Origin of the sequence: Tessaracoccus caeni (assembly GCF_029211185.1) — a bacterium.
Classification (GTDB): Bacteria; Actinomycetota; Actinomycetes; order Propionibacteriales; family Propionibacteriaceae; genus Arachnia; species Arachnia caeni.
Map to the genome: position 1 here is coordinate 1 of NZ_JARGDO010000039.1, position 6,336 is coordinate 6,336.

The 6,336-nt window shown below is 59.9% G+C and carries 3 protein-coding genes and 2 pseudogenes; all 5 read right to left on the minus strand.

The features are described from left to right. Window positions 1-481 precede the first annotated feature (481 nt). A pseudogene (locus P0D62_RS18740) lies at window positions 482-1,498 on the minus strand (IS1634 family transposase); the annotation flags it as partial. Window positions 1,499-1,614: 116 nt separating this feature from the next. Beyond that, complete coding sequence (ltrA, locus tag P0D62_RS18745) at window positions 1,615-3,075, minus strand: group II intron reverse transcriptase/maturase (protein ID WP_275704052.1); 1,461 nt, start codon at window positions 3,073-3,075, stop codon at window positions 1,615-1,617. A 599-nt stretch (window positions 3,076-3,674) separates the two neighbouring features. Continuing rightward, window positions 3,675-4,214: pseudogene (locus P0D62_RS18750) on the minus strand (IS1634 family transposase); the annotation flags it as partial. A gap of 265 nt (window positions 4,215-4,479) precedes the next feature. Then, on the minus strand, window positions 4,480-6,009 hold the full coding sequence (locus P0D62_RS18755) for a UvrD-helicase domain-containing protein (protein WP_275704054.1): 1,530 nt from the start codon (window positions 6,007-6,009) through the stop codon (window positions 4,480-4,482). 7 nt (window positions 6,010-6,016) lie between these two features. Then, entirely contained in the window at window positions 6,017-6,202 is a 186-nt protein-coding gene (locus P0D62_RS18760; RefSeq protein WP_275704055.1) for a hypothetical protein, read from the minus strand. Window positions 6,203-6,336 lie beyond the last annotated feature (134 nt).

Here is a 6,336-nt window from a genome sequence, read left to right on the forward strand (position 1 = left end):
ATCAACGGCTTGATCGAGCTCCACCGCCGCATCGCCCGCGGCTTCCGCAACCGCGAGAACTACCGACTACGCATGCTCCTCATCGGCGGAGGACTCACCCTCGACCCACCGCAGGTATGAAGAGCCACGAAACTGGAGGCGGCGTCGTGCTCGGGGCGTGCCTTTCAGTCACCTTGCGTGACAAGAATGCGTCGATACTTGAGAAGAGTCAAAATGACTCAAGTCAAATCGAAAGGAAATCATGGCCAAAATCGTGTACGTCACATATGCAAACGGAAACAAGGGCAAGTCCATCCTCCTGGACCCGAGGGATGAATGGCGCACTGAAGTCGAGGAAGAAACGGGACGCATTCTCTTCAAGGCCTACAATGTGTTTCCTCGGAGTGGGACGTTGCTGGAGATCGAGAGCCATCGACGACCATATGCTCCAGGAACGATCTTCAGCGAGTAGCTGAATCGGTTTCTCCTGAGTTTCACAACGTTAGTGCCCCGCGAGCCGTAGGGTTTCTTGGGTCTCGGGTGGGATTGTGGGCGCTGCTTCGAGGGTCTGGCTGCCGATGGTGATGGTGACGTGGCGCAAGGGCCGGAGGGTCTGGACGAGTTTCTTGATACTCCAGCCGGTACGGGCCTGTAGGTCGCGGGCGATCGCCAACGCGGCGAACACGATGGTGAGGTGGGCCTCGATCGCCTCTCGGGAGCGGTGGTAGATCGGTCTGGCCGCGAGGTCGTGTTTCGACATCCTGAACGACTGCTCCACATGCCACAGGTCGTGATAGCTACTGATGACCTCGCCTGCTGGCATCACCGTGGCGGTGATGTTGGTGACGTAGCCTTTCAGCCCGACCAGGTACTCGGCCCTGCGGTAGGTGGCTTCGTCGAAGGCGAGGGTGGTGCCGAGGGTTTTCACGAACCTGGTTTTACGGGCCTGTTTCCCGTCCTCGATGATCCCGATTGCTTTGTTGTGTTGCTGGTTCAACGTGTATCGATCCCTGGCAGCACGCTTCGCCGAGAACTGCCATATCGCTCGCCATGCGTTCGAGTGTTCCTCAGGATGCCAGGTGGGCTCCGAGCGTGCCTTCAGCGTCTCGGGGTCGGTCTTCCAACGTTTCAGCGTGATGGTGTCGATGATCTGCCCATCGGTGAAGCTGTTGCCGTGCCAGTGGAAGTGCTTGACCAGATCATGCGGCGCCTTGGTCACCCTCGATCCGACGATGAACCGCAGTTGTTCATCATCAATGTCTTGCAGGTTCTTCGCCGACAGCATCCCCGCATCCGCCACGATCACCATGTCTGCGATGCCATGGCGGTCTTGGAAGGCTTTGACCACGGGCAGGATCGTCAACGTCTCAGCTTTCGCGCCGTCGAAGCAGGCGATCTCCAACGGGAACCCTGTGCGGTCAACCAGGAGCCCGACTACGATTTGGGGGTCGACCCGGCGCTCTTTGGAGTAGCCACTTTTACGCAGGTCGTCTTCTTTCTCGGCTTCGAAGTACAGGGTGTTGGGTCGGCTCGGGGCGCGGTGTCAGCGTTGCCGCTGGTCCGTTTCCCCGAGCCGCCCGCCGAACCCGCCGTGCGCCTCTCAACGCAACGGGCTCTCCACGAGGGTGGTGCCGGTCACGCAGTGATCGACGGGTCGTAGGGGTTCGGGATACGTGTTCCGCGATACCAGTAGCGTCCGATCCGGACCTTGGTGGGATCGAAGAGCACGATTCCTGGAGCGGTGATGGTGTTCCAGCTCCCGTCTGGTTGCCGTAGCCATCGTTTGACTCCGTTCCAGCCCCAGCGGTGCAGGGTGCGTTGCCAGGCGACGAACCTTCGCCAGGTGAAGTACCTGAGGAAGGCGAACCGTCGCCCGGCGATCGCGTGGCGGAAGTAATACGTCCAGCCGCGTAGCACCGCGTTGACCTCACTGATCACGTCCGCCAACGGTCTGGGAGACCGGCGAGGGATCAACGCACGGATGGTCTGCTTGATCTTCCTGAACGCCTTATCGGCGATGAAGACCATGCAGAACCACTTCCCGCTTCCCCGGCGTTGCCTCCACTGGATGCGGAAGCCGAGGAAGTCGATTCCCTCGCTGAGGTGCGCAACGGTGGTCTTCGACTCCGACAAGCGGAGCCCGACCCTCGCGAGCACCCCGGCTGCGTGTTCTTTCAACCAGACAGCATCATCCCGGTCACCGTTGGTGAGGATGACGAAATCGTCCGCGTAGCGAACGATCCGCCAATTCGCTTTCCCGTGGTAGCGACGTTTAGCGCGAGCAGCCTGGGTGGACTGTTCACCGCCATCGGCCCAGGGGGCCATGATCGCCTCGTCCAGCACGGACAACGCGATATTGGCCAGCAACGGCGAGATGATGCCGCCTTGGGGTGTTCCTTCGCTGGTAGCGGCCTCACGTCCGAGTTCATCAAGAACCCCGGCCTTGAGGAACGCCCGCACCAGCGCAACGGTCTGCTTGTCCTTGATCCGTCTACGCACCAGCGTGAGTAACGCGGAATGGTCAATATGGTCGAAACATCCCTCGATGTCTGCGTCCACGACCCAGCGATACCCACGACTGGCGTAATAATGGATCTCAGCGACCGCGTCATGAGTACGCCGCTTCGGTCTGAACCCGTAGGAGACCGGCAGGAAGTCGGCCTCAAAAATCGGTTCCAGAACCATCTTCAACGATTGCTGCACGACCCTGTCCGCGACCGTTGGGATCCCCAACGGACGCGATTTACCTCCAGGTTTCGGGATCAGTACCCGCCTGACCGGCGAGGGCCGATACGTGCCATCCCTCAGACTCGCGGCGATCCATGTCAGGAACGCCCCGACCTCGTCCCGCTGACGAAGTTGACGCACCGTGAGGCCATCAACTCCCGCAGTACGAGCTCCTTTGTTGCGTGTCACATGGTCCCAGGCCACCCACAGGTAGTCCGGATGCGACACCAGATTGAACAAGTCACCAAACCGCGTCTCGCGGTCGGCCCTTGCCCACCGGTGATATTTGACCTGCGTCCGCGCTACCCGAGCGCCGATGATTTCCATCAACGTCAGGGCATCGGAGTTCACCAATGCGTCTTGCGTCATCGCAGCACCTCCTATCCATCCTCGCTGCCGCCCTTCCCCATGTGACCGGCTCTCCCGGTCTCGGAGTACTACAGCGGCTCCGCCAGCCCTACCACCGGTCAACCGACGACGTGTTCAACCCCCTGCACCGCTCGCGCAGCACCCAGAGGTAGGCGGCAGGACCTTCCCATGTTCACTTGCTGTTCGCTCATCGAAGTAGGCCCCCGGCTATCTGCCTGCGGCCCCACCAACAGCTACTGCCGTAGTCATTTCACTGCCAGCCCCACCACGGGATCGTTACACCACCCCGCAGCAGCCCACCCACCGACAAATCAGCGGATGGCTCACCGCGCCCGTCCCATATCCGTCGGGTTTCAGGACGGTAGTACGTCAAGACAGGTACTCACACCGGTTCCTCGCGTATACCTCTTCAACAACGCTCGCCGCGCCCACACCATCCGACAGTGCTGGCCCGTCACGGCTTTGTCAGGGCTGCTCCCACCCAACCCGGTCGTCTCCCCGAGTCGGGCTGCCCCCAGCTTCCAAAGCCCCCGCTACGACAGGAGCCCACGATGCAGGTCTCTCACCCCCACCCGAACAACAAGCGCCTCATGGCGCACCGTCACGTCATACAAAAGCAGGGAGATGTCACCGCCAGCACCGTCCCAGACATGATCGAAGCAGGCCTTCGTGATGAGGTCGCGATATGCCTTGTCAGCGCAACGCCGCAGAGCGTTGTAGTAGGTGTTGTGATGCCCTACCGGTAGCCCGAGGTCGCTGATCACGCGGAGACTGTCGAGTTTCGAGGTCGGTTCCACCAACCTGGCCAGCACCAGCTGGAAGAACGCCTCATCATCCACGATCCCGAACCCGAGACGTTCCCACGAGGCGCGCACCACATCGACCAGCAACCGGGACGCAGAGCCTTGCACCACCGCCGACGCCGCCGATGGTGCGCCTTGCTCGTCGAGGCCGAGATCGAGTCGGTCTTGGCCGGGATGGAGCTTCTGGGTCCCGATCTCCACCAACGCCACCAACTCAGCCTCGGTATGAGCCGAGCCGAGGTGCTCCAGGATGGTGCGTTTGCCGTGTTTCTTCTCCACGATCTGCACAGCCGTCGCCCCCGACGCTGTCTTCACTTTCCGCAGGAACGGGCTCACAACCACCATCCTACCGATGTGGTTAGTGCCCCCACCCCGCAGCCGAAAACCCGCTGACAAGGACGAACACCAAACAAAACCCGGAAACCATCACCACGTTGTGAAACTCAGGTCGGAGTGGGACGTTGCTGGAGATCGAGAGCCATCGACGACCATATGCTCCAGGAACGATCTTCAGCGAGTAGCTGAATCGGTTTCTCTATTCAGGGGTTCGTGGTTAACACAGCTCGGCCTAGCAACGTCTCCGGCTAGAGGTAAGACCCTCTTACAGATCAAACGGAAGCCCTTCATCTATCTTCTTGTCGGAAAGGTCCAAGAGCCGTCCACAGAAGTGTTTCGCACGGGTGATCGCTACGTAGATGACGCAATGTTCTTCTTGGAGAGGGCGCAGTCCCGATGCGAGTGCTGTGGTCTGTGTCGGGGACAGTACGACTCCCACGCGTTCCCACTCCCGCCCCTTCGCTTGGAAGACAGTAAGGCCCGGGATCAGGGAAACCTGGTTGAGCCGGCACGAAAGCTGTGTGAGTTGCTGCCGCGCCAGGGCCTCGTTCTTGTCGGATAGTCTGTTCGGTCTGCGGGCTCCGAAGGATCCTATCGCCTCCCGTAGATCACCTAGGATATCGCAAGGGCTATCACCGTCTCGTAACCTCTCGATAAGAGGCCGAAAAGCCTGTTCCTGCCTTGCTTGGAACGCCTCCCGATCCAGACCGAGCTTCGCGATCGCCGCTTCCCGACCGTGAGAGTCCATGCCCAGTCGTGAACGCGTCACAACATCAAGAAGCAGGTTAAGCGCCGCGTCTGTCGCGTTATTCACGGTGCGGAACGACAGAGGGAGCACGTTGTCTCCGACGGTCCATAACAGTGCCCAATTTCGGGCGAGGGCCACGTCAACTTCAGTGCTGACGACCTCGGGAAGGGTTACTCCTACGCCGGATCGGAGGTCTGTCGCCAGCCGGGACATCTGGTCACTACCGAATCGAAATGACTCCAGCTGCTCGTACGCCTTGAACTGTTCGGAGGTAACGTTCATTAGTTGCTCGACGACCTCCGGTCTCGCCCCTCGCCACCCGTAAAGCACTTGCCGGGGATCGCCGATCAGGGTCACCGAGAGTCCCGCCTCCGCCGCTAGGTAGGCGATGTGCAGGTCAAGATCATCTGCGTCATACACCTCATCTATTACCAAGGCTCGGTAGTTCTCTGATAGCCAGTCGGCCGCAAACTGCCTGAGTTCTTCGAGCTGCATGACTGCCCTAAGGATGGTGCGAACGTCCTCATGGCTGACTACACCAGACCCGAGGATCGCGCGATGGTCGGCAACGCCACCGATCCCTGTACCAGGCTTCGCCACTTTACGGCTGTTTGACACTACAAAACGGTTCGTATCGAGGCTTGCAAACCGCGCGTATCTACCGACCTCTAGGAATCGGAAACCCTTGAATCCACGGTAGTCATCTCGGACATCAAGAGTCACTGCGCCATTTGGCCACATAATTTTGCCGAGGCCTAGCAGTCGCGTTAGCAGGTCAACGTGAAGATGATCAAAAGTGATAACTCGATGCGGCGGACTGATGCAGTTTCCACCCCAGCGGGCGTGAATCCGACGTCGCAGTTCCACCGCCGCTGCGCGATTGAAGGCCACTCCGAGCACTCCACGAACGTCGCCACGCGAGTAGCGAAGGTAGCCGTATCGCTCCGCCGCGATCGTAGTCTTCCCACTGCCCGGCGCCGACACGACATTGATGAGGCGATCTAGCGCCGCCGCAGCGAGCGCCTGGGCGTTAGTTAGCTCCACCATTGCACGCTCAGGTGATGTCGTCCGCGGACGCGGAGTCTGGCTCCGTACCGTCGTATAGCCAGGCAAACATCTCACCAATATGCGCCGGGACCGCAACAATGCCCCGGTTTTCGTCGAGCACGCGGGCCAGTGCAAGAGCGAACTTGCCCTTGTGTCGTGGCTGGCTCACAAAGAAGTAGTCGACTGTGTCCACACTCACTGAGGCTTATTCAGGGCGTAGTTAACCACAACTAAACAGCGTGTCAAGATAAGGCGGCAGCCCGTTTCTTGAGATAATTGGATTTACGACAATTCAACACCTCAAGAACAGGCTGCCTGGAATGAAGA

Bases quoted from the DNA above. Each gene is read 5' to 3' on its own strand.
- ltrA (WP_275704052.1), bottom strand. From the start codon at position 3,075: ATGACGCAAGACGCATTGGTGAACTCCGATGCCCTGACGTTGATGGAA.
- P0D62_RS18755 (WP_275704054.1), bottom strand. From the start codon at position 6,009: ATGGTGGAGCTAACTAACGCCCAGGCGCTCGCTGCGGCGGCGCTAGAT.